The sequence below is a fragment of the Blautia sp. OF03-13 genome (assembly GCF_003460685.1).
Classification (GTDB): domain Bacteria; phylum Bacillota; class Clostridia; order Lachnospirales; family Lachnospiraceae; genus Fusicatenibacter; species Fusicatenibacter saccharivorans.
The window spans coordinates 174,586-197,118 of record NZ_QTVR01000005.1 but is presented as its reverse complement, the minus strand read 5'-3'; the positions used below and the strand labels follow the sequence as shown (position 1 = coordinate 197,118).

Annotated in this window: 19 protein-coding genes, 1 tRNA gene, 1 pseudogene and 1 other annotated feature; of the genes and pseudogenes, 19 read left to right on the top strand and 2 right to left on the bottom strand. The window is 49.2% G+C overall.

From position 1 onward, the window contains the following. Positions 1-261: 261 nt before the first annotated feature. The 4 genes and pseudogenes from DXA55_RS05715 (at position 262) to DXA55_RS05695 (ending at position 5,490) form a co-directional block, all read left to right on the top strand. On the top strand, positions 262-861 hold the full coding sequence (locus DXA55_RS05715) for a DUF4230 domain-containing protein (protein WP_117760572.1): 600 nt from the start codon (positions 262-264) through the stop codon (positions 859-861). Between the two features lie 509 nt (positions 862-1,370). After that, positions 1,371-2,131 (top strand): annotated as a pseudogene (locus tag DXA55_RS05710) (threonine/serine exporter family protein). Between the two features lie 37 nt (positions 2,132-2,168). Continuing rightward, positions 2,169-2,615 (top strand): threonine/serine exporter family protein, encoded by a 447-nt coding sequence (locus DXA55_RS05700; protein ID WP_117760570.1) that lies wholly within the window; start codon positions 2,169-2,171, stop codon positions 2,613-2,615. Between the two features lie 358 nt (positions 2,616-2,973). Further along, positions 2,974-5,490 (top strand): L,D-transpeptidase family protein, encoded by a 2,517-nt coding sequence (locus DXA55_RS05695; protein ID WP_117813297.1) that lies wholly within the window; start codon positions 2,974-2,976, stop codon positions 5,488-5,490. 86 nt (positions 5,491-5,576) lie between these two features. Here DXA55_RS05695 and DXA55_RS05690 read toward each other — a convergent pair whose 3' ends face one another. Then, entirely contained in the window at positions 5,577-6,209 is a 633-nt protein-coding gene (locus tag DXA55_RS05690; RefSeq protein WP_242998370.1) for an HAD family hydrolase, read from the bottom strand. A gap of 108 nt (positions 6,210-6,317) precedes the next feature. Here DXA55_RS05690 and mutY point away from each other — a divergent pair, with 108 nt between their 5' ends. The 15 genes from mutY (at position 6,318) to DXA55_RS05605 (ending at position 20,823) form a co-directional block, all read left to right on the top strand. After that, positions 6,318-7,424, top strand: coding sequence for an A/G-specific adenine glycosylase (gene mutY, locus DXA55_RS05685; RefSeq protein ID WP_117813295.1), 1,107 nt, complete (start codon positions 6,318-6,320; stop codon positions 7,422-7,424). A gap of 37 nt (positions 7,425-7,461) precedes the next feature. Continuing rightward, positions 7,462-8,478: a glycosyltransferase family 2 protein gene (locus tag DXA55_RS05680; RefSeq protein WP_117813293.1), complete on the top strand. Its 1,017-nt coding sequence runs from the start codon at positions 7,462-7,464 to the stop codon at positions 8,476-8,478. Positions 8,479-8,504: 26 nt separating this feature from the next. After that, entirely contained in the window at positions 8,505-9,053 is a 549-nt protein-coding gene (gene ispF / locus DXA55_RS05675; protein ID WP_022463066.1) for a 2-C-methyl-D-erythritol 2,4-cyclodiphosphate synthase, read from the top strand. 262 nt (positions 9,054-9,315) lie between these two features. After that, positions 9,316-11,943: a cation-translocating P-type ATPase gene (locus DXA55_RS05670; protein ID WP_117813313.1), complete on the top strand. Its 2,628-nt coding sequence runs from the start codon at positions 9,316-9,318 to the stop codon at positions 11,941-11,943. A gap of 42 nt (positions 11,944-11,985) precedes the next feature. Then, positions 11,986-12,220: a binding site (T-box leader), on the top strand. Positions 12,221-12,320: 100 nt separating this feature from the next. Continuing rightward, positions 12,321-13,004 (top strand): serine O-acetyltransferase EpsC, encoded by a 684-nt coding sequence (gene epsC / locus DXA55_RS05660; protein ID WP_055227154.1) that lies wholly within the window; start codon positions 12,321-12,323, stop codon positions 13,002-13,004. Between the two features lie 107 nt (positions 13,005-13,111). Then, positions 13,112-13,471, top strand: a complete 360-nt coding sequence (locus DXA55_RS05655) for a Mini-ribonuclease 3 (RefSeq protein WP_055221333.1) — start codon at positions 13,112-13,114, stop codon at positions 13,469-13,471. Between the two features lie 243 nt (positions 13,472-13,714). After that, a complete protein-coding gene (rlmB, locus tag DXA55_RS05650) occupies positions 13,715-14,437 on the top strand; it encodes a 23S rRNA (guanosine(2251)-2'-O)-methyltransferase RlmB (RefSeq protein ID WP_055221331.1) in 723 nt (240 codons plus the stop codon). 39 nt (positions 14,438-14,476) lie between these two features. After that, positions 14,477-15,082 (top strand): RNA polymerase sporulation sigma factor SigH, encoded by a 606-nt coding sequence (sigH, locus tag DXA55_RS05645; protein ID WP_226906387.1) that lies wholly within the window; start codon positions 14,477-14,479, stop codon positions 15,080-15,082. A 171-nt stretch (positions 15,083-15,253) separates the two neighbouring features. Further along, positions 15,254-15,326, top strand: a tRNA-Thr gene (locus tag DXA55_RS05640). A 133-nt stretch (positions 15,327-15,459) separates the two neighbouring features. Then, entirely contained in the window at positions 15,460-16,098 is a 639-nt protein-coding gene (locus DXA55_RS05635) for a hypothetical protein (RefSeq protein ID WP_117760567.1), read from the top strand. Positions 16,099-16,134: 36 nt separating this feature from the next. Next, entirely contained in the window at positions 16,135-16,701 is a 567-nt protein-coding gene (locus tag DXA55_RS05630; protein ID WP_022463073.1) for a chromate transporter, read from the top strand. Then, positions 16,698-17,294, top strand: a complete 597-nt coding sequence (locus tag DXA55_RS05625; RefSeq protein WP_117760566.1) for a chromate transporter — start codon at positions 16,698-16,700, stop codon at positions 17,292-17,294. The genes DXA55_RS05630 and DXA55_RS05625 overlap by 4 nt, the downstream gene beginning before the upstream one ends. Continuing rightward, on the top strand, positions 17,273-17,566 hold the full coding sequence (locus DXA55_RS05620; RefSeq protein ID WP_117760565.1) for an AAA family ATPase: 294 nt from the start codon (positions 17,273-17,275) through the stop codon (positions 17,564-17,566). Before DXA55_RS05625 ends, DXA55_RS05620 begins: the two co-directional genes overlap by 22 nt. A 347-nt stretch (positions 17,567-17,913) precedes the next feature. Then, positions 17,914-19,302, top strand: coding sequence for an MATE family efflux transporter (locus DXA55_RS05610; protein ID WP_117760563.1), 1,389 nt, complete (start codon positions 17,914-17,916; stop codon positions 19,300-19,302). A gap of 348 nt (positions 19,303-19,650) precedes the next feature. Beyond that, on the top strand, positions 19,651-20,823 hold the full coding sequence (locus DXA55_RS05605) for an NAD(P)-dependent malic enzyme (RefSeq protein WP_117760562.1): 1,173 nt from the start codon (positions 19,651-19,653) through the stop codon (positions 20,821-20,823). A gap of 113 nt (positions 20,824-20,936) precedes the next feature. Here the strand turns inward: DXA55_RS05605 and DXA55_RS05600 are convergent, their stop codons facing one another. Further along, positions 20,937-22,349, bottom strand: a complete 1,413-nt coding sequence (locus DXA55_RS05600; RefSeq protein WP_117813291.1) for an aspartate ammonia-lyase — start codon at positions 22,347-22,349, stop codon at positions 20,937-20,939. Between the last annotated feature and the right edge of the window lie 184 nt (positions 22,350-22,533).

Here is a 22,533-nt window from a genome sequence, read left to right as displayed (position 1 = left end):
TTGTTTCATTACATTCAGAATGCAGCACAAACGAAAGCGAGGTGTCTTTCTTTTGGGGATTTTTACAAATATATACATCTATGAAAAGAAGACAACTCTGTTTTACAGATTTTTAAGAATTATCTGTAAAACAAAGCTGTTTTTTGCGTGAATGATACGGTATAATAAGCGCGGGAGAGTGTTTGAAAACTATTTTCCAATACAAAATAGAAGTTATTTTTCGTCAAAGGGAACAGAAGAAAAAGGAAGGAGACTTTCCAAATGAGTAAAGGAAAAAAAGAAGGTCGTGGGACCATAAAGGCAGTGGTATATCTTTTGATTGTGATAATTCTTGCCGGAATGGTGGTTTATCTGACGCAGTCCCTGCGGCGTGAGAGGCAGCCGGAGATTACGGGAACGTTTATTGACAGCAAACTGGAGGCGGCAGGGGAGCTGACGTCGGCAAAGATGATTTACAATGGGCTGATTCATTATTCCGATGGAACAATTCCGCTTCTGACACAGAAGGCATTTAATATGACGTACCGCGCAGAAGTCCATGCGGGAGTAGATCTTTCCCAAGCGAAGACAGAGGTTACGGATACGGAGGTGATTGTGACACTTCCGGCAGTGGAAATCCTGGATATCTCGATTGATGATGATTCGATCCAGTATTACGATGAGAAGGCAGCACTTCTGAACTGGGAGCGGAAAGAAGATGCTCTGGATGCCATTGCGAGTGCAAAAGAGGATGTGGAGCAGCAGACGCAGGAGATGGAAGATCTGGAAACGATGGCCAGGGAGCAGGCGAAAACGCTGATTACCGGAATGCTGTCTGAGACGATCGGGGACAAAACCCTGGTTATAAAATTTGAAAAATAGTACATAAAGAGGATACCGGCACTTCTAAAAATGTGCGTTCGGAAAGTTCATAAGAGCTCCGGGCGCGTATTCTGTAAAAAAGGAGGGCCGGTATTTCTTATGGCAGAAATACCGGCATTATGAAAAAGAAAATCTATCTGAATTGGAAAAATTTTTAAGTTGGGACAACGAAGGAAAGATAGAGGAAGATGATTTGTTGTCCCTTTGTTTTGATACATTCAGTATAGTTGTCATATGTGAGAAAAGTGTGAATAGATTTTGAAGAAAAATTGAAAAATTATGTGAATGAGCAGCGGAAAGCATTTTATCCTCTTTTGGCAAGAATACTCCGGCATCTAAAGTGGAGATGAATTTTGTCCGTTATTTTGTGAAGAAAACAGGGAACATGAGATCAGCAGGGAACTGCTGAAATTTGCATAGAATTTGCTTGAAAGACCATACTTTTTTATGCTACAATCGTTTCATATGTTTGAAATAGAAGTTACGTTACTTTTGTGAGGATAGAAATTATGGACTATAAACTGCTGCTGGATACTGCAGTCATGGCAGGAGAAATCCTGCTGGAGAGCGGGGCAGAGACGTGGCGCGTGGAGGATACTATGCTGCGTATGCTGCGTATGTCCGGCCTGAAAACGGCGGATGTGCTGGCACTGACGACCGGTTTTATGGTAACATTGGATGACCCGTCGATGGATTCCATGACCGTCATGCGCAGTGTGGAAAGTCGTGCAACCGATCTCAACCGGATTCATGCGGTAAACCAGCTCTCACGTGATTTCTGTGAAGGTACGATCGATCTGGATACGCTGTTCCACCGGGTGCGTGATATCTACCGTGCCAAACCGGAAATTAAAAAAAATTTACTTGCGATGATAGCGACGACTGCGGCTTTGCCATCATGTTCGGAGCCGGTTTTTATGAAATTCTGGCATCTGCGATTGCCGGATTCATGTCCGGTGTCGGTGTGTATGGAGGAAAAAGAGCAGGGGTGCAGTCATTTTTGGTGAATTGCATTGGAGCATTTTTCCTTGCAGTTACTGCAATCCTTTGTATTCATTATTTCCCGGGAACTTTGAATCTAAACGTTGTTATTATCGCATCCGTCATGCCCCTTGTCCCTGGCGTTGCAATTACAAATGCGGTATATGACACGCTGCATGGAGACTATATTTCCGGTGCGGCGCGGATGCTCGAGGCATTTGTAACGGCTGCTGCAATTGCGATCGGAGTAGGACTCGGCATGTTGCTGCTTCGGCCGCTGGTACGGTGAGAGGACACATACAGAAAAAAAAGAGGTCTAAGACAAGATGAGTATAGCAGGTGAAATTATACTGAAATCTCTGGGAGCCTGGGTCGCAATCTGGGGTTTTTCAAGACTGTTGAATGCACCGAAAAAGCTTGAATGTTACACTGCCGGTGTCGGTATGATCGGCTGGGCGGTCTATCTGATTGTGGAAGTGCTGAACGATGGCATTTTAATGAAAAATTTTCTTGCCGCCGTTGCCGTCGCCCTGGTTTCCCAGGCAATGGCGCGTCATTTCAAAGCGCCGGTGATCCTTTTCGTGATCCCGGGCATTCTCCCGATGGTGCCGGGAGCCGGTATGTACCGCATCGTCTACTCGATCGTTATGGGGCCGGAAAACATGGTTGGAACGTATCTTTTAGAGACAGCGACCGCGGCAGGCGCAATTGCCCTTGGAATTTTCCTCGGAGAAGCGCTGCAGAAGGTATTTTTTTACGAATTCCATAGGTGATTTACGAAAAAAGTGAGAAATTTGCCAAAACCAAATTTTTTGCTTTTTTTTGTCGAATTTTATGATATACTTAACAGTGTATGTGCCCTTGGACAAAAGAAGAAATCTATAGGGGCATTTTTAACATCAGTAGACAAGAAGTCCCCCGCTTCTAAAGCGGTGGGATGAATTGTTAAAAGAAACATAACGGTAGTGGCGGGCGGAGAGAAATCGGTATCCTCCACTGACATGAGGTAAGTCACAGTCGAACTATTTTCGATATGTCAGACTCCGTGAAAATACCGACTGTGAGTTGAAACAAGGAAAAAAGAAGAGAAGTAAGTAAAGTGCAGACACAGAACTATGAGGAGCAAAAAATATGAAGTTTGAAGATGATGATTTAAAGGACGGTAAACTTTGGGCTGCCCTGCAAAAAGAGATTGACCGTGACCTGGCGGAAAAGGAGAGCGGTGAAACATTCCAGGAAGAACTGGCAGACATCGAAGACTCCATTGAATTTGAAAGCAAAGAAACAAAAAGCGAAGATCACATCCCGGATGAGACTGCAAATTTAAGTAATCTGCGAAGTGTCCTTGAGGCAACTGAGCGTGCAAAAGACGAAGAAGCGAAGCAGAAAATGAAGCAGACCAAAGTGGAGCCTGTGACGCAGGACATCGAGATTCCGGAATTTACAGAAGAGGAAGAAGAAATCGAAGAGACGCCGGCTGAGACACCGAAGAAAGTCTCACGTGTAAGCCAGACAACCGAAAAACTGGAAGGTCTCGTTGATTTTGATGATGATCCGGCGGAGACAAAAACAGAATCGGAACCGGAAGAAGTGATGGTGGATGATGATCTGATCATCAACGATCCATTCGCAGATGAGGATGATCTGCTGGGAGAAGAGAAGACAGAGACCAAGGGTTCGGAGAAAGAAGTGCTTGGTGATCAGGTGGAAGCCGCAATGGAGCGCCTCGTCAGCGACACGGTAGGCCATATCCCAATGCCGGAAATAGACGATGAGGATGATGACTACGACGATTATGAGGATGACGACGAAGAGTACATTCCGCATGGCGCAAAACCGCAGAAGAAAAAGGGAAAAGGCGGTGCGGTTATCACCGTTGCAGCTGTTGCTGTTATTGCTGTGGGAGGCTTTTTCTATGGAAGCAAAATGTTCCATTACCAGAATTATTTCTTCAACGGAACAACCATCAACGGAGTAGACTGCTCGGATATGACGGCCAAAGAGGCAGAAACGAAAATCAAAGAGCAGGCTGCAAACTATACCTTAAATGTAAAATTCAAAGACAATGATACGAAGAGTGTCAGCGGAAAAGACATTGACTATACCTATGCCGGAGACGGCAGCGTGGAGAGCGTGTTAAAGAAACAGAACAGTTTCCTCTGGTTCCTGGGAAATGGCGGAAAAGAGAAAGATTCCCAGGTCACCATGCAGTACAGTCAGGAAAAACTGGATGCGGTGATTGATGGATTTGACGAATTCCAGTCCGCAGACGGTGAGAATGCACCGGCCAGCGCCTACATCACCTTCCAGAACAATGAGTTTGAGATTGTGGATGCTGTTATGGGTGAGGGAATGGATCTTACCCTTGCAAAACAGTGCATCGAAAATGCGCTGATCAATGCGGATACCGAAGTGGATCTTGAAAAAGCAGGCGTTTACGACGGAACCTTGGTAACAGCAGATGACGAAACACTGAATGCACAGAAGGATCAGTTAAATGAACTGGTACGCGCAAGCATCACATACAGTATGCCGGATGGAACAACACAGGTTCTTGACGGAAATACCATGAAAGACTGGCTGGCAGTTGATGCGGATGGAAATTATTCCAAAGATGAAAACCAGTGGAATGAAAGAGTAAAAGAATATGTGGCAAATCTTGCGGCAGCGATCGATACCGATGGCAAGGATCACACCTTCCCGGCAACCGGTATCGAAGGCGGCGTGACCATCAGCCAGGAAGGCTACGGATGGAAAGTGGATCAGGAGCAGGAGATTGCAAAGATCGCAGAAGAAGTAGATGCTCACGCAGCAGATACAAGAGAGCCGCAGTATGCGCAGAGAGAGTTTGCTGCTTCCACAGAGAACAACGGATTCGGCAAGACGTATGTTGAGGTTGATGCCAGCCGTCAGCATATCTGGCTCTACAAAGATGGAAATCTGGTTGTCGACGGTGACTGTGTAACCGGTCTGATGGAGCAGAGCAGCTACACGAAGCCGGGTATCTACACAACCGCAGCAAAAGAAAGCCAGAAAAAACTGCACGGAGAGCTTCAGGCAGACGGCAGCTATTCCTGGGAAAGAGATGTGGATTCCTGGATTCCGTTCAACGGAGAGATCGGTTTCTACGATGCTTCCTGGAGAAGCAGTTTCGGCGGAAACCTGTATCTGACTGCAGGATCGACGACAGGATCTGTTGCACTTCCGACTGCAGTGGCACAGGCATTATATGACAATGTCGATGACGGAACACCGGTTATCATTTATTATTCCGAAGCTTATGAGGTAAGTGAAGATACGCTTACTGTGACACAGGCACCGGAAGCAGATGACGAAAATGTCAATGATACGACGAATACCACGACAGTAACGCCGACGAGAACGCCATCCTACACGTACGATGATGATGACGATGATTACACGCCGTCAACTCCATCAACCCCATCAACCCCATCAACTCCATCAACTCCATCGACCCCGTCTACGCCGGAACCGACCGCAGCACCGACCGAGATCCCGTCTACGCCGGAGCCGACCGTAGCACCGACCGAGACCCCGTCGACACCGGAACCGACCCAGGAGCCGAGCGCACCGGATCAGGGAGACCATACGGGTGACGATGATTACCCAGGTAAGGGCGAGAGCTGAGAAAAGAAGAAATAGAACATAAAAAATACGCATTCCGTTATCAAAACAGGAATGCGTATTTTTTATGAGAAAGAAACTGTTAAAAATTAATTTTCCGGTACGAACAGTGTGACAAGATCCATCGGGGAAGTGATGGTGTAGTCCGGGTTTTCGGTCTGACCAAAACCGTATGCGGCATGGACAAACGGGATTCCGGCCTCGCGTGTCGCCTTGTAGTCGCCGTCGGTATCGCCGACATAGACCGCGTGCTGCAGATGGTTCTGTTCGATGATTGTACGGATGTTGTCTGCCTTTGCCTTTCCGGTATCGCCAGGACAGAGATGGCCTTTGAAATAGTGACCGAGGCCTGTGGCTTCCAGAAAAACTTCGATATAGCCCGCCTGGCAGTTGCTTACGATATAAAGCGGGTAATGTCTGGAAAGAATAGAAAGTGCATCGACAAGCCCCGGATAAACAGGAGCCGGTGTCGCAAGAAGTGCCTCATGCTCTTTGGCACAGCATGCCTCGATCAGTTCTAACTGGCGCTCCTTTGGATATTCGTGGAAAATGACGGCGGCGATATCCGGGAGCAGGCGGCCGAACAGGCCTTTTAACACGGCTCCGGTGAGGTTTGGTGTCATATCAGTTTCTTTTTCCATAATCTGATTCCATGCGTCGGCGACAACGTCTGTGGAGTCCCACAGGGTGCCGTCCACATCAAAAATAATACTGTCGATCAAGAGTTTTTCCTCCATATCTTAAGGGTTTTGGTTATTCTTTTAAAGTATTTATTAATTTTAATCAAAAACACGTGAGAGCGCAATGTTTATTTTGCATTTTGGAGGAAAATGTGGCAAAATAAGAATGATGTATTAACAGGAGATTACTATGCAGGACACAATCACAAAGCATTATTGAAATGGTATGGCGAAAATAAAAGAGTGCTGCCATGGAGAGAAAAAAAGAACCCGTATGAAATCTGGGTTTCCGAGATTATGCTCCAGCAGACGAGGGTGGAGGCGGTCAAGCCGTTTTATGAGCGGTTTATGCGTGAACTGCCCAATGTCGCAGCACTTGCGGTCTGTCCCGAGGAAAAGCTTTTGAAGCTCTGGGAAGGCCTTGGTTACTATAACCGTGTGCGGAATATGCAGAAGGCCGCACAGAAAATTATGGAAGTGTATGACGGTGTATTTCCGGCAGATTACGAAGCCTTAAAAGGACTTCCGGGAATTGGAAATTACACAGCGGGAGCCGTTGCATCGATCGCGTTTTGCATTCCGGTGCCGGCGGTGGACGGAAATGTGCTTCGTGTGATGGCACGCCTCCGGGAGGACGGTGAGGACATTTTAAAGCAGTCCGTGAAAAACCGCGTGGAAGCGGAATTGACCGAAATCATGCCGGCAGAAGATCCGGGAGCCTTCAATCAGGCGATGATGGATCTCGGCGCAATGGTCTGTCTGCCGAACGGCGCACCAAAATGTGAAGTCTGTCCGCTTTTTGACCAGTGTCTGGCGGGAAAGCATCAGACCTGGACGGAATATCCGTTTAAAAAGAGCGCAAAGCCGCGCAGAATCGAAGACAGAACCGTTCTGTTATTTCTGGACGGTGCGCACACAGCAGTGCGGAAACGGCCGAAAAAAGGACTTCTGGCGGGACTTTACGAGTTCCCGAACTTCGATGGCGTGCTCTCCGAACAGGAAGCACTTGAAGAGGCAGAAAAATTCGGCGTGACGCCGCTTCATATTCAGGCATTGCCGCCGTACAAGCACATTTTTTCCCATGTCGAGTGGCATATCACAGGATACGCCATTAAAATTGCAGGAAACGATGTGGAGCAGGAAGGGGAAGAAAAAGCCGGATTGATTTTTGCGGATGCGAAAACCGCGGCTGAAAGATATGCCATTCCGTCTGCGTTTGCGGAATACGCAAAATACACAGATCTGGAACGTGCCTGAAACGGCAGAAGAGCAAAAAAGAGCAGGGAGAAAAAAGATGAAGATTTTATCAATTGCAGTACCATGCTATAATTCAGAAGCATATATGGAGAAATGTATCGATTCGCTGCTGGTCGGCGGAGAAGAAGTAGAAATTCTGATCGTGGACGATGGTTCCAAGGACGGAACCGCAGAGATTGCAGACCGCTATCAGGAAAAATATCCGACGATTGTAAAAGCGATTCATCAGGAAAACAAGGGCCACGGCGGAGCAGTCAACACGGGTGTGGAAAATGCGACGGGTCTGTACTTTAAGGTTGTGGACAGTGATGACTGGGTAAACCCAGAGGCATACCAGAAGATTTTAAATGTTCTGGCAGAAGTCGTACGCGGACCGAAAACACTCGACCTTCTGATCAGTAACTATGTGTATGAAAAAGAGGGCGCCAAGAGAAAACGTGTGATGCGCTATGCGAAATCGCTGCCGGAAGGCCGCTTTTTCGGATGGGATGAGGCGAAAGCTCTCGGCAAAACACATTATCTGCTGATGCATTCGCTGATTTACCGGACTTCTCTTTTAAGAGAGTGCGGCATGAAGCTGCCGGAGCACACCTTCTATGTGGATAATCTGGTTGCGTTTATTCCGCTTCCGTACGTCAAAACGATGTATTATCTCGATGTCAATTTCTACCGCTACTTTATCGGAAGAGCCGACCAGTCGGTTAACGAGAAAGTCATGATCGGCAGAATTGACCAGCAGATCCGTGTCAACAAGCTGATGATCGATTACCTTGGTGAACAGAAAGGGCTGTCGAAGTACCTGCGGAAATATATGATCAGCTATCTGACCATCATTATGACGGTTTCTTCCGTGATGATGATGCGCTCCGGAACGGAAGAAAATCTCGAGAAAAAGAACGATCTGTGGAGATACCTGAAACAGGAGGATGCAGCCGATTACTTCCGCATCCGCCACGGCATTTTCGGAACTGTTATGAGCAGCAAATCAAAACCGGGACAGAAAATTGCAGTCTATGCCTACAAGGTAGCGCAGAAACTGTATGGATTTAACTAGAAAGTAACGAAGCGGAGGAACGAACAATGCGAGTAGGAATGGGTTACGATGTGCATAAACTGGTGGAAAACCGGAAACTGATTCTGGGCGGTGTGGAAATCCCGTATGAATATGGCCTTCTGGGACATTCCGATGCGGATGTGCTGGTTCATGCCATTATGGATGCGCTTCTCGGCGCTGCAGCACTGCGGGACATCGGACGCCATTTTCCGGATAACGATCCGGCGTATGAGGGCGCAGACAGCATCGAACTGCTGAAAAAAGTGGGTGAGATGCTCGAGGAGCGGATGTATCTGATTGAAAATATCGATGCGACCGTTATTGCACAGAAGCCGAAGCTCCTGCCATACATCGACACGATGGTGAAAAATGTGGCGGAGGCGCTTCATCTCGAAGAGGATCAGGTCAATATCAAGGCAACGACCGAGGAAGGACTTGGCTTTACCGGAAAGAAAGAGGGAATTTCCGCACAGGCGATCTGCTGCATTTCCAAGGCACTCGACCTGATGCCGGACGACCGGATCGCAGGCGGATGCAGCGGCTGCCCGGGATGCGCAAAGAACGCAGAAGAATAAAAGAGAAATGCGATTGCACAAGGCCGGAAGATGTGGTAGACTGGAAGAAGAATAAGGGAGTAGTCGGCGGCATACGTGACGCTATAAGGCCAACAACCGAAGAAAAAGCATTTCTTCTGGCTTTGTATGAAATGACAAGACTTATCTGTATCAACAAATATGGTGCGGATAGGTCTTTTTCTATATAGAAAGAGACCGGTGTACCAGTGGGAACTTATCACAGGAACGCAAAAAGCGTTTTCAGAAGAAAGGACGGATGGAAATGAAAGAGTATCTGGAAAAAAGTTCGAAGATTCTTGATGAGTTACAGACAACGGAGCAGGGACTTTCCGAGGCGGAAGCTGCGCGGCGGCTTTCCGAACACGGACCGAATCGGCTGGCGGCGGGAAAAAAGAAGAGTAATCTGCAGCGGTTTTTCGAAGAACTGAAAGACCCGATGATCCTGATCCTGCTCGCCGCAGCGTTGATTTCCGGCATCACATCGGCGTATGAAGGCGAATCGTACGCTGATGTGGTCATTATTCTCACCGTTGTCATCATTAATGCGGTGCTCGGTGTTCTGCAGGAGAGCAAGGCAGAGAAAGCGATTGAAGCTCTGCAGGAGATCGCGGCAGCCACGTCGAAGGTGATGCGCGGCGGGAAAATGGAAGTGAAAAAGAGCGAGGAGCTCGTACCCGGTGATATTGTAATTCTCGAAGCGGGCGATGCTGTTCCGGCGGATGGCCGTATTTTAGAGAGTGCCAGCATGAAAATCGAGGAAGCAGCGCTGACGGGAGAATCTGTCCCGGTCAATAAAACAGCGGATGTTCTGAACGCCGGCGCAGCCAGCGAGGTTCCGCTCGGGGACCGGAAAAACATGGTCTATATGGGAAGCACCGTTGTCTATGGCCGCGGCCGCGCTGTTATCACCGGAACGGGTATGAAAACCGAGATGGGAAAAATCGCCCATGTTCTGACGCAGTCGGCGGATGAGAGCACACCGCTGCAGAAGCGGCTGAACCAGCTCAGCAAAATCTTAAGCGTGATGGTGCTCGCCATCTGTGCCGTGATTTTCGTTGTCGGCATTTTAAAAGAGGGCGTGACGCCGCAGAACATCTTAAATACCTTTATGGTAGCCGTCAGCCTTGCCGTAGCGGCAATTCCGGAAGGACTTGCAGCAGTTGTCACAATCGTGCTTTCCATCGGTGTGACCAAAATGTCAAAGCGGAATGCGGTGATCCGGAAACTGACGGCTGTCGAGACGCTCGGCTGTGCGCAGGTGATCTGTTCGGATAAGACAGGAACGCTGACCCAGAATAAGATGACCGTGGTAAAACATGAGGGAAGCGATATAAAACGTCTCGTATCCGTCATGGCACTCTGCTCCGATGCGGAGCCGGACGAAAACGGCGAGGCAGTCGGAGAACCGACGGAATGTGCGTTGGTCAACGATGCGCAGAAAGAGGGATGCCCGAAGAAGAGCCTGTCCGTCCAGTATCCGCGTGTCGGGGAAGCGCCGTTTGATTCGATGCGGAAACGCATGACAACGATCCACCGCGCAAACGACGGAACGTATTTTTCCTGCACAAAAGGCGCACCGGATGAGATTCTGAAGCGGTGCACCTCCGTTTGGCGTGACGGCAGAAAACAGCCGATGACAGAAGCATTCCGGCAGGAAATCCTGTCGCAGAACAAGGCGATGGCAGACCAGGCACTCCGCGTGCTGGCGGCAGCAGGAAGAGCATGGAACCAGATGCCGTCCTCCCAGGAGCCGGACTTTCTGGAGCAGGATCTCTGCTTTTTAGGACTTTGCGGTATGATTGATCCGGTGCGGCCGGAAGTAGTCGATGCGATCCGGGAATGCCGCGGGGCAGGCATCCGTCCGGTGATGATTACGGGTGACCACAAAGACACAGCGGTTGCTATTGCAAAAGAGCTGGGTATTCTGGAGGCGGGCTGGAAAGCGGTAACGGGAGCCGAGATTGACCAGTTAAGCGATGAGGAGCTTGACCGGAGAATCGAGGAATATGCTGTTTACGCACGCGTCCAGCCGGAGCATAAAGTGCGGATCGTCGATGCGTGGAAGCGGAAAGGCAGAATCACCGCGATGACAGGAGACGGAGTCAACGATGCGCCGTCGATCAAGCGTGCGGATATCGGCATCGGAATGGGCATCACGGGAACGGATGTGACGAAAAACGTGGCAGATATGGTGCTCGCGGACGACAACTTTGCGACGATCATCGCGGCGGTTGAGGAAGGAAGACGAATCTACGATAATATCCGTAAGGCAATTCAGTTCCTTCTGGCATCGAACCTTGCCGAGGTGCTGTCGATTTTCTGCGCGACGCTGATGGGCTTTACGATTTTAAATCCGGTGCATCTGCTCTGGATCAACCTGATTACGGACTGCTTCCCGGCGCTGGCGCTCGGTATGGAGGACGGTGAGGCAGACATCATGAAACGCCCGCCGAGAAATGCGGATGACGGTATTTTTGCGGACGGCCTCGGCTTTGATGTTGCGTTTCAGGGCATCGTGATTACGGTGCTGACGCTGGCGTCCTACTTCATCGGCCATTATCTGGAAGCCGGCCGCTGGGAAATCGTCAACAGCCCGGACGGCATGTCGATGGCGTTTCTGACACTCTCCATGGTGGAAATTTTCCATTCCTTCAATATGAGATCACGGAAAGGTTCTATTTTCCATATGAAGCATCAGAACAAGTATCTGTGGGGCGCGATGGCACTCTCATTTGTCCTCACATCCGCCGTCATTTACATCCCGGTACTGTCGAGTGCGTTCGGTTTTGAGCGGATCAGCGCGTTGGAATATGATGTGGCGATCGGCCTTGGACTGCTTGTCATTCCGGCGGTCGAAATCAGCAAGTGGATCCGGCGGAAATTTGCTTGACAAACGAGAAAAATTTGCATAAACTAGAACAAACGGAAACAGAAAAAGGCTTGGAACGGAAAAAGTAGAAAATCAGAATTGTTTCACAGAGAATGGCAGACAAATGGGGCTGGAAGCTGCCTGAAACGAGGGTTTTTGAAGTGCGTCCGGAAGCTGGCCGGGTGAAGCGGAAAAAGTGGGTAGTCCGGCACGGGTCCTGCACGTTATGCAGAAGAAAAGAAGAGGGCAGGTGTGCCCTTAAAGTAAAGTGGAACCACGGAGCTATTTCGTCTTTATCGGAGATGAAACAGCTCCGTTTTTGAATATTACTGTTATGCAGAATGATGGTAAGAAATAAAAATCCGGAAAAGTCCCAGCAGGAGGCAAGGAGAGGAAAGATGAGTTTTTTCGCGTATTTTAAAGAGGAATTTCAGGTGATTCAGGAGCGGGATCCGGCGATACATTCTCCCATGGAAGTCTTGCTGTATCCTTCATTTCGTGTTATGCTGAAGTACAGACGGGCGCACAAGCTATATCTGAAAGGCCATTACTTTCTGGCCAGGTGGATTTCACAGCGGGCAGCGAGAAAAACCGGTATCGAAATCCATCCGGGTGCGACGATCGGAAAGGGATTGTTTATTGATCATGGTTCTGGTGTGATTATCGGAGAAACAGCCATTATCGGAGACAATGTGACGCTGTATCAGGGCGTGACGCTTGGCGGTAATGGTAAGGAGACCGGGAAACGTCATCCGACGCTGAAGGACAATGTTATGGTCAGCGCCGGTGCGAAGATCATCGGATCGTTTACGATCGGGGAAAACTCCAAAATCGGAGCCGGATCGGTTGTGATCGAGGAGGTTCCGCCGAACTGTACCGTCGTCGGCGTGCCGGGGCACATTGTGAAGCAGAATGATGTGCGGATTCCGAGAAAAAGCATGGATCACATTCATCTGCCGGACCCGATTTTCGAGGATATCAAAGTACTGCAGCAGGAGAATACGGAGCTTACGAACCGTGTGCTTGAGCTGGAGGGCGAGCTGCGTCAGATGAGGAAAAAAGAAAGGACAGAACAGAAGTGACGGAAGTGGGCAAAGAGACAGAAAACGAGGAGCTTTTTCCAGAGGCGGTTTTCGGGGAGAAGGATTATCTTTCGGAGGTATTCGGACTGGAACAGCATGACATCCGCATGTATTCGCCGCTTACGCTGGCTTACATCGGGGATGCTGCGTATGAGATCGTCATCCGCACGATTCTGGTGCGGAAAGCAAATATGCAGGTCAACAAGCTGCACCGCCATGCGGCAGGGCTTGTAAAGGCGGAGAAACAGTCGGCGATGATTGAAATTCTGGAGCCGCTGTTTACCGAAGAGGAAAAACAGATTTATAAAAGAGGCAGAAATGCGAAATCCTATACCAAGGCAAAAAATGCGTCCACGATCGACTACCGCCGGGCAACCGGGTTTGAGGCCGTGATGGGGTATCTGTACCTGAAAGGGGATTACAAGCGGATGATCGACCTGATCCGGGCAGGACTTGGCGAAGTGTGAGAGCAGATAAGATTCAGAAAATAAAAAAGAAGCGGCAGGGCAGTGGGACTTTTGAAAAAGCAAAAGTTCCCACTGCTTTTGGGACCGCGGAACAGGAATGATATGAGAGAAAACAACAGAAACGACAAGAGAAACTTTGAGAGAAGAGACGGAAAAAAACGTGACTTTAAGGGGAAACGAGATTACCGTGACAGAGACAGAAAACAGGAAGTACAGCAGGCGGATGAGGAGTTTACAGGCGGCATGGTAGAGGGAAGAAACGCTGTCATCGAGGCGTTCCGCTCCGGCAAGACCGTGGACAAGCTGTTCGTCCTTGCAAGCAGCCAGGACGGCCCGATCCGCACGATCATCCGTGAGGCGAAAAAACACGATACCATCATCAATTATGTAGAAAAAGAACGTCTTGACGAGCTGTCCACCACCGGAAAGCATCAGGGTGTCATTGCACAGGTGGCTTCCTACAGTTATGCAACCGTTGAGGACATCCTCGCGCGCGCAGAGGAGAAAGGGGAGCCGCCATTTATCCTTCTGTTGGACGGCATTGAGGATCCGCATAATCTCGGTGCGATCATCCGTACCGCAAACCTGGCAGGTGCACATGGTGTCATCGTGCCGAAGCACCGCGCAGTCGGCCTGACAGCAACCGTTGCCAAAACGTCGGCAGGTGCATTAAATTACACACCGGTGGCAAAGGTGACGAATCTGGTGCAGACCATGGAAATGCTGAAGGAAAAGGGCATCTGGTTTGTCTGCGCGGACATGAACGGACAGAGAATGTATGATCTCGACCTCAAAGGACCGATCGGCCTTGTAATCGGAAATGAGGGAGAGGGTGTCAGCCGTCTGGTGAGAGAAAACTGCGACTTCACAGCCACAATTCCGATGAAAGGCGATATCGACTCTCTGAACGCTTCCGTGGCAGCCGGCGTGCTCGCTTATGAGATTGTAAGACAGAGAAGCTGCTAGAAATTGCGGAAAATCACATTACGCTCTGGCGGAAGAAAGATGAAGGATACAAGAGATATGATGGTGAAAGATTACGATACCTGTACGGATGAGGAGCTGATTGCGCGTCTGCGGGCAGGAGAACGCGAGATTACCGATTATCTGATCGACAAATACAAATCGCTGGTGCGGACCAGGGCGAGGGCGCTGTACCTGGTGGGCGGAGATCACGAGGATCTGATCCAGGAGGGCATGCTCGGACTTTTTAAGGCAGTGCGTGACTACAAACCGGGGAAGGAGGCATCGTTTGCCACCTTCGCCGGCCTGTGCATCGACCGTCAGATGTATTCTGCAGTGGCATCGTCCCAGCGCCAGAAGCATCAGCCGCTGAACAGCTTCGTCTCGTTAAGCGAACCGGTTTCCGAGCAAGAGCTGCGCCTGGTGGACGAGGAGACACCGGAGGAGATTATGATCAGCCGGGAAAACGTAATCGGCATGCATGAGCGGATCAAAGAACGGCTCAGCAAATTTGAGTACCAGGTGCTGGAATTGTATCTGAAAGGGTACGATTATACGCAGATTGCAGAAAAACTTGGAAAGCAGCCGAAGGCAATCGACAATGCACTGCAGAGAATCCGCAGTAAAGTGCGGGAGGTCTGTTCGTGAGATGGGAAAACGACCGAAAAAATTACGGCGAATTGTCAAAAGTGCAGAAAAATCTGTGAACAAATAAAAATTTTCAAATTTGTAGAAAAAACTGTTGACAATTCACTATAGTTTTGATAGAATACCAAATGTAGCAAGGAGCTAACAAAAAAAACAAAACAACTTGCGAGTGCTGATGTGGCTCAGTCGGTAGAGCGTCGCCTTGGTAAGGCGGAGGTCACGGGTTCGATTCCCGTCATCAGCTTACTAAGAAAGATCCCGGGAAACCGGGATCTTTTCGTTATATAAAAAACAGCAGGAGATGGGCAGGAAGAAAAAGACACTATTACAAAAGGTACAGTTATGATTGTGAGGGAAAAAGAAGATGCGTCATTCGCTTGGGGGAAAGAAAGCTCGAATATAAGGATTCCAAAGGACAGGACTGTTATTTCTATTATTCGAACATTGCCGGAACAGATCTGGATATGCTGGGCTATGTGCCCGTTGCAGATATTGAGTCTGAGGTAACGGACTGGAGCATTGTTCTGCTGGTCAGCGGCATGAAAAAGAGAGAATCCAAATCGGAGACATTCAGCGCAAATCCGTTTGAATACGAATTCTTATACGCACCGCTCGGGGACAAGGGCGCTTACGCGTACCAGCAGCCGTGGTATGGATTTTCGGTCAACAAAGACAGCGAAGAGAAAGAGATCGCGGTTGAGTTTCTGCGCTTTATGATGCAGGAAAAAGAGATCGACGAGATGGCCAGTATTAAAGGCCTGCCGTCGGTGGCAGAAAATGGAACCGGCGAGTGGTATGCGGGGTTTCGGGATGCAAAAAGTATTGAGGCAAGTTTCATCAACGACGGCAGCGTGCCGGATTCCATCCGCGCGGCATTGGAGCAGGCGTGTACGGCAATGCAAACGAGGCAGTGCAGGTGTTTGTGGAGCTGTGTGCAGAGAAATAAGATAGGAAAACGAGAAGAGCGACTTATTTGTGAAAACAAGTGGGTCGCTTTTTGGTGCCAAAGATGGTAGAATAGGTACAACAGAAAAAATGAGGTGAAGAAAACAATGGAGTCAAAAAGTAAGGTACTGCAAAAACTGTTCCTTTCCACGCTGTATCTGAGTGCATTTACGTTCGGCGGCGGTTATGTGATTGTGACGCTGATGAAGAAGAAATTTGTGGATGAGTACCACTGGATAGAGGAGAATGAGATGCTCGATCTGGTGGCGATTGCGCAGTCATCGCCGGGGCCGATTGCGGTGAATGGGGCGATTGTTGTCGGGTATAAACTGGCGGGGATGATTGGTGTGCTGGTTTCGATTATTGGAACGATTATTCCGCCGTTTCTGATTATCTCTGTGATTTCGGTCTGCTATCAGGCGTTCCGGGATAATTTTTTCGTGAGCCAGATGCTCGAAGGAATGCAGGCAGGCGTCGGAGCCGTGATTGCATCCGTGACGTATGAGATGGGAGCCGGGGTTGTGAAAGAAAAAGATCCGCTGTCGCTGGTGATTCTTGTCTGTGCGTTTGCAGCAGCCTGTTTTTTCAAGGTCAACGTGATTTATATTGTACTGGTCTGCGGTGCCATCGGTGCGGTGCGGACGATTCTGGCGAAACGGAGGGGTGCGAAATGATTTATTTTCAGCTATTTTTAAGCTTTTTCCAGATCGGCCTGCTCAGCTTCGGCGGAGGCTATGCGGCCATGCCGCTGATTCAGGGACAGGTGGTGCAGGGACACGGCTGGCTTTCGATGTCGGAGTTTACGGATCTTATCACCATCTCTCAGATGACACCGGGGCCGATCGCAGTCAATTCGGCAACCTTCGTCGGAATTAAAATCGCAGGCATCCCAGGAGCGCTCGTGGCAACGTTTGGATGTATTCTGCCGTCGTGTATTCTCGTCACACTGCTTGCGAAGCTATATTTAAAATACCGCGAAATGGCAATGCTCCAGGGAATCCTCCGCTCCCTCCGCCCGGCGGTTGTGGCGATGATCGGTTCCGCAGGGATTTCAATTCTGGTCACGGCGTTTTGGAGCAGTGAAGGAGATACCGTGATCCGGCTGGCGCAGACGAACTGGAGTCTTGTCGTGATCTTTATCATCAGCCTCATCCTGCTGCAGAAAGGCAAAAAGAACCCAATCTTTGTGATGGTACTGGCCGGGGTGATGAAGGTGGCAGTGGCGCTGGTGGAAAAATTTGCGGCATGCTGTGGGACGATTTTTTAAATTCAAAGGTGAATGCTTTTCAGGACGTATTAAACTCAAAAATATATATCGATAAAACAGGATTGCTGGAATACACCAACAGTGTGATTGACACAACATCGAAGTTTATCTGCAACAGCCGCCCCAGAAGATTTGGAAAATCGATCACAGCGGATATGATGACTGCGTACTACAGCAGAAGTCTGGATACAGAAGAAATGTTTGAAAAGCTTAATATTGGTCAGGCGGCAAATCAGAAAATACAGGATGAATATCAAACAGCAGATTCTTAATAGGGAAGGTAAACATAGTGTTATACATTATTTTTGATTTTATAATGGCAGTAATTATGTTTATGTCACTTCCTTTTATTATTGGAATAATGGTAGATATCCGCCATCAGGGAATTGGGTGCTTTGCGGCATGGGTAATATGGGGAGTTATGTTTATCTTATCGTTGAGGCTGTTTAATACTCTGAAATTAAAATGTCAAAAAAAGCCAGAAAAAAGATAAAAAGGATCTTTCTTTCTAAACATGAATCGTGTATAATAAGCATTACTGTTCGGGGCCTGCCTGGAGAAATCCAGAAAGGCTCCGATTTATGTCATTTATTTTACACAGCAAGAAAAGGGGGAAACCATGCAGAAACACAGAAAATTTATTGGGGACAAACGGTTTTACCTGATGGTGCTTGGCGTTGCGATGCCGATTATGATTCAGAACGGTATCACCAACTTTGTCAGCCTTCTCGACAACATCATGGTAGGACAGGTCGGCACCGAGCAGATGTCCGGTGTTGCGATCGTCAATCAGCTTCTTTTTATCTATAACCTCTGTATCTTTGGAGGCGTGTCTGGCGCAGGAATCTTCACTGCGCAGTATTTCGGACAGGGCAACGACGAGGGTGTGCGAAACACCTTCCGCTTCAAGCTCTGGATCGGCGTGATCCTGACGGCAGCGGCAATCACTATTTTCCTTGGTGCGCACGAGCCTCTGATTCGTCTCTACCTGACAGGAGATCAGGGAAGCCAGGACATGAATGCGACATTAGCCTATGGCATTTCTTATATGAAGGTCATGCTGGTAGGACTTCCGCCGTTCCTGTTTGTGCAGCTTTATGCCAGCACGCTGCGCGAATGCGGCGAGACGATGCTTCCGATGAAGGCCGGTATCACAGCCGTATTTGTCAATCTGATTTTTAATTATATTTTAATCTACGGAAAATTCGGCGCACCGCAGCTCGGAGTTGTCGGCGCGGCAGTTGCAACGGTGCTGTCCCGTTACGTGGAGATGGCGATCGTGCTGATCCGCACGCACGGAAACAAAGAAAAATATCGTTTTACGAAGCATCTGTACCGCACGATCCGTGTTCCGGCGGCTTTGACGAAACAGATCCTTATCAAAGGAACACCGCTGATGCTGAACGAAACGTTCTGGGCAGGCGGCGTTGCGATCCTGATGCAGTGTTACTCCGTGCGTGGACTGAATGTCGTAGCCGCGATGAATATCTCCAACACGATCTCGAACCTGTTCAACGTCGTTTTCATCGCACTCGGCGATTCCGTTGCCATCATCGTCGGACAGCTCCTCGGAGCCGGAAGGATGGAAGAGGCAAAGGATACCGATACGAAGCTGATCACGTTTTCCGTATTACTCTGCATTGTGATCGGCGCGCTGATGGCGCTCGTGGCTCCAATCTTCCCACGCCTCTACAACACGACGGACGAAGTACGCCACATGGCGGCAATCTTCATCGTGGAAGTGGCCATGTTCATGCCGGTCAATGCATTCCTGCATGCAAGCTACTTTACCCTGCGCTCCGGTGGAAAAACGATCATCACGTTCCTGTTCGACAGCGTCTTCATCTGGGTTGTCAGTGTGCCGGTGGCTTTCTGCCTGAGCCGTTTTACCGGACTTTCGATCTACGCAATCTACTTTATGGTTATGTCGGTTGACCTGATCAAGTGCGTGATTGGATTTGTCCTTGTCAAGAAAGGAGTCTGGCTGCAGAATATTGTGGCGGAGTAAAGAAAAAAAATCTGTCTGTTTTCCAGTCTGAAAAGGATGGGAGGCGGGCAGATTTTTTGCTTTATAAAAAACTTTGTTGAATTTTACTGTAAAGCAAAAAAAGCCCTCCGGGCAGGATCGGACTGCGGCTGAGAGAAAGAAAAAGAGTATTTTTGATAAAATTTCGCAAATGAAGCAGCTGTTTTTGGTGGAAAAGTGGAAATTTTTTCATTAATCAAAACACCGGTTGAAATTTAGAGAACGCTTGTTATAATAGGGGTGCAGCGAACAGACATCCCGTGTGACGCGTGAATCTCTCTTCCTATTATTAATGAGACGCAGTCACACATGAAATGGAGGAAAAAAGCGATGGATTACGCAAAAGAATCATTAAAGATGCACTATGAATTACGCGGAAAGCTTGAGGTCACTTCCCGGGCGGCCGTAGATACAAAAGATGCCTTGAGTCTTGCCTATACACCGGGTGTGGCGGCGCCGTGCCTGGAAATTCAGAAAGATGTCAACAAGAGCTACGAGCTGACCAGAAGATGGAACACGGTAGCTGTTGTTACAGATGGAACCGCAGTTCTCGGACTTGGAGATATCGGCCCGGAGGCCGGCATGCCGGTCATGGAAGGAAAATGCGTGCTGTTTAAAGAATTCGGTGGTGTCGATGCAATCCCGCTCTGCGTGCGCAGCAAGGATGTGGATGATATTGTCAATACCGTGCGTCTTTTCGCAGGAAGCTTCGGCGGTGTCAACCTGGAGGACATCTCCGCACCGAGATGTTTTGAGATCGAGAAGAAATTAAAGGAATGCTGTGATATTCCGATTTTCCACGATGATCAGCATGGAACAGCCGTGATCACACTGGCCGGTGTCATCAATGCGCTGAAACTGGTTGGAAAGAAACTGGATGAAGTCAAAATTGTTACCTCAGGAGCCGGTGCAGCCGGAATCGCCATTATCCGCCTGCTGATTTCGATGGGTCTCAAAAACGTCATCATGACAGACCGCAAAGGTGCGATTTACGAGGGACGCGACGGCCTCAACCCGATCAAAGAGGAGATGGCGAAGATCACAAACTACAACCATGAGAAGGGCACGCTTGCAGAGGTAATCAAAGGAGCCGATATTTTTATTGGCGTTTCTGCGCCGGGTACGCTCACTCCCGATATGGTACGTACGATGGCAAAAGATCCGATCATCTTTGCCTGCGCAAATCCGACGCCGGAGATTTTCCCGGACGAGGCGAAAGCAGCAGGAGCAGCCGTTGTCAGCACCGGAAGAAGCGATTATCCGAACCAGGTGAACAACGTACTGTGCTTCCCTGGTATCTTCCGCGGAGCGCTCGACGTGCGCGCATCCGACATCAACGATGAGATGAAGGTCGCAGCAGCTTACGCAATCGCAGGCCTGGTAAGCGATGAAGAGCTGAACGCAGACTACATCCTCCCGGCAGCCTTTGATCCGCGTGTCAAAGATGCGGTGGCAGCAGCCGTTGCAGAGGCAGCAAGAAAGAGCGGCGTAGCGAGAATTTAAACAGAGTTTGATACAAAAGAAAACGACAGAAAAAGGCTTCCCGGACAGCAAGGAAATCCGGGAAGCCTTTTTGCGTATCGTTAAGAAATTATGAAGGAAAGCAGCAGTTACATTCAGCCAGCCAGATCGTCTTCAGCCGGCAGTTCCGGTCCGGTCAGAGCGTACGGATCGAGAATGTCGTCGAGCTGTTTCTGTGTCAGCAGTTCGTCTTTCAGAACCAGAGAAGTAACACTCTCGCCCGTCTTCAGCGATTTCTTTGCAATCGAGGCCGCTTTCTGGTATCCGATATACGGGCAGAGCGCCGTTGTGATGCCGACACTCTTCGAAACGAGATCCTCGCACCGTTTCTCATTTGCGGTAATGCCGAGAATACAGTTCTTCACAAGCGTATTCACAGCGCCTGTCATCGAGGTGATGGAAGAGAACAGGGAGTAGAAGACAACCGGTTCAAACGCGTTCAACTCCATCTGGCCAGCCTCAGCCGCCATCGTGATTGTGGTGTCGTTTCCGATGACATGGAAGGCAACCTGTGTCACAACCTCCGGGATAACCGGGTTGATCTTGCCCGGCATAATCGAGGATCCGTTCTGCATCGGCGGCAGGTTGATCTCGCCGAATCCGGTCCGCGGTCCGCTGGACAGCAGGCGCAGGTCGTTGCACATCTTGGAGAGGTTGACGGCGCAGGTCTTTAACGTGTTGGAGATCGTCACAAATCCGTCGAGGTTCTCCGTCGCGTCAAACAGATCGTCCGCCTGCATCAGCGGATAGCCTGTCACAGCAGCGAGGGTCGGCACGATGTGGTGGAGATAGTAATCGGAAGCATTGATCGTCGTACCGATGGCTGTTCCGCCGAGGTTCAGGGTGAACAGCTCTTTTCTGGCGCATTCGATCCGGCGGATATCACGCTCGATCATCGTTGCGTAAGCGTGGAAGCTCTGGCCGAGACGCATCGGAACGGCGTCCTCAAGCTGGGTTCTTCCCATCTTTAAAATGTGGTCAAATTCCTGGGACTTATCGAGCAGTGCTGCGTGGAGTGACTCGAGCGCATGCAGAAGATCCGGGAGCAGATCGAGTACGGTCAGTTTTCCTGCACTTGGGATAACGTCGTTTGTGGACTGTGCCATGTTGACGTGGTCATTCGGGTGGACAATGGTATAATCACCCTTGGTGCCGCCCAGGATTTCGATGGCGCGGTTTGCGATGACTTCGTTTGCGTTCATATTGGCACTCGTTCCGGCACCGCCCTGGATGCCGTCAACGATGAACTGGTCTTTTAATTTGCCGGCAATGATTTCATCACAGGCATAGATAATGGCAGCCGCTTTTTCCTCCGGCAGTCTCTGTGCTTCGCGGTTGGAGATGGCAGCTGCCTTTTTAATTTTCGCCAGATTCTGGATCATGACCGGGTGGATCGGCGTTCCCGTGATGGGAAAATTCCGTTTTGCCCGCAGGGACTGTACCCCGTAGTAGGCGTCGGATGGGACTTCAAGGGAACCAATGGAATCTGCTTCAATTCTTGTCTTCATAATAATCTCCTTCTTTCTGCACGCATTGAGTTGTGTATATTGTCTGAAACAATTCTTGCTTTGCCTTTCGATACCGGAAGAATAACACCAGGGCAGAAATTTGTAAATACCGCCGCCGAAGAACTGTGGAATCTTATTTATTTTTGTATTTGATTTTAAATACCAAGGGAAAGAGGCACTTTTA

Bases quoted from the DNA above. Each gene is read 5' to 3' on its own strand.
- DXA55_RS05715 (WP_117760572.1), top strand. From the start codon at position 262: ATGAGTAAAGGAAAAAAAGAAGGTCGTGGGACCATAAAGGCAGTGGTA.
- DXA55_RS05700 (WP_117760570.1), top strand. From the start codon at position 2,169: ATGAGTATAGCAGGTGAAATTATACTGAAATCTCTGGGAGCCTGGGTC.
- DXA55_RS05695 (WP_117813297.1), top strand. From the start codon at position 2,974: ATGAAGTTTGAAGATGATGATTTAAAGGACGGTAAACTTTGGGCTGCC.
- mutY (WP_117813295.1), top strand. From the start codon at position 6,318: ATGTGGCAAAATAAGAATGATGTATTAACAGGAGATTACTATGCAGGA.
- DXA55_RS05680 (WP_117813293.1), top strand. From the start codon at position 7,462: ATGAAGATTTTATCAATTGCAGTACCATGCTATAATTCAGAAGCATAT.
- ispF (WP_022463066.1), top strand. From the start codon at position 8,505: ATGCGAGTAGGAATGGGTTACGATGTGCATAAACTGGTGGAAAACCGG.
- DXA55_RS05670 (WP_117813313.1), top strand. From the start codon at position 9,316: ATGAAAGAGTATCTGGAAAAAAGTTCGAAGATTCTTGATGAGTTACAG.
- epsC (WP_055227154.1), top strand. From the start codon at position 12,321: ATGAGTTTTTTCGCGTATTTTAAAGAGGAATTTCAGGTGATTCAGGAG.
- DXA55_RS05655 (WP_055221333.1), top strand. From the start codon at position 13,112: ATGTATTCGCCGCTTACGCTGGCTTACATCGGGGATGCTGCGTATGAG.
- rlmB (WP_055221331.1), top strand. From the start codon at position 13,715: ATGGTAGAGGGAAGAAACGCTGTCATCGAGGCGTTCCGCTCCGGCAAG.
- sigH (WP_226906387.1), top strand. From the start codon at position 14,477: ATGAAGGATACAAGAGATATGATGGTGAAAGATTACGATACCTGTACG.
- DXA55_RS05630 (WP_022463073.1), top strand. From the start codon at position 16,135: ATGGAGTCAAAAAGTAAGGTACTGCAAAAACTGTTCCTTTCCACGCTG.
- DXA55_RS05625 (WP_117760566.1), top strand. From the start codon at position 16,698: ATGATTTATTTTCAGCTATTTTTAAGCTTTTTCCAGATCGGCCTGCTC.
- DXA55_RS05620 (WP_117760565.1), top strand. From the start codon at position 17,273: ATGCTGTGGGACGATTTTTTAAATTCAAAGGTGAATGCTTTTCAGGAC.
- DXA55_RS05610 (WP_117760563.1), top strand. From the start codon at position 17,914: ATGCAGAAACACAGAAAATTTATTGGGGACAAACGGTTTTACCTGATG.
- DXA55_RS05605 (WP_117760562.1), top strand. From the start codon at position 19,651: ATGGATTACGCAAAAGAATCATTAAAGATGCACTATGAATTACGCGGA.
- DXA55_RS05600 (WP_117813291.1), bottom strand. From the start codon at position 22,349: ATGAAGACAAGAATTGAAGCAGATTCCATTGGTTCCCTTGAAGTCCCA.